Genomic DNA, 732 nt, shown 5'->3' with positions numbered 1-732 from the left:
TATATTCACTGGTAGGCGCACGGCGGTAATAATCGACGAGGTGCACCATCTGCCAGCGAGGACGGTGAAGACGGTCGCCATGTTGGCTGGCGACGGGGAGGCACTCCGCATTGGCCTCTCGGCGACTCCGTGGCGCAACGACGGCCGCGACTTGGAGATATACGCATATGCCGGGGACGTGGTGGAGCCGCGGATCTCCTCGTCGTTCCTGATCCAGCGCGGCTTCGCCGTCCCTGTGACGATAAGGGTGGTGGACGCCCCCAGGTGCCCCGAGGCGCAGGGCGCTGGGAGGGGCGCGCAGGGCTGGGCCAGGGAGCGGAAGGCCCTGGCGGAGTGCGAGGCGCGAAACAAGTTCATCGCGAAGCTCGCCGCGTCCGCCGAGAAGCCGGCGCTGATCGTAACCCAGCTGGTGAGGCACGCCGAGGCCATCGGCAGTCTACTGAGGGAGATCGGCCTCCGCGCCGAGGTCGTAACCGGCGCCGTGAAGGGCGAGGTGAGGAAGAAGATCTACGACGAGGTGAGGGAGGGGAGGATCGACGCCATATCCGCCACCACGCTCGCCGACGAGGGCCTCGACCTGCCGCCCCTGCGCACTCTCATCACCGCCATCGGCGGGCGGAGCAGGACCAGGGTGCTACAGCGCATAGGCAGGCTCGTGAGGATATGGCCGGGCAAGATCCACGCCACAGCGTACGAGCTGAGGGACCCCGGCGCCGAGTTCAGCCTGGAGCA

At 67.5% G+C, this 732-nt stretch carries 1 protein-coding gene; it reads left to right on the top strand.

Annotation, left to right across the window (positions count from 1 at the left end):
- On the top strand, positions 1–732 hold a 732-nt coding region (locus ACP5J3_RS14965; protein WP_428496401.1), incomplete at both ends, for a DEAD/DEAH box helicase.

Source organism: Pyrobaculum sp., from assembly GCF_049971835.1.
Lineage (GTDB): Archaea > Thermoproteota > Thermoprotei > Thermoproteales > Thermoproteaceae > Pyrobaculum.
The sequence above is the reverse complement of the archived record's forward strand: the minus strand, read 5'-3'. Positions and strand labels throughout refer to the sequence as shown.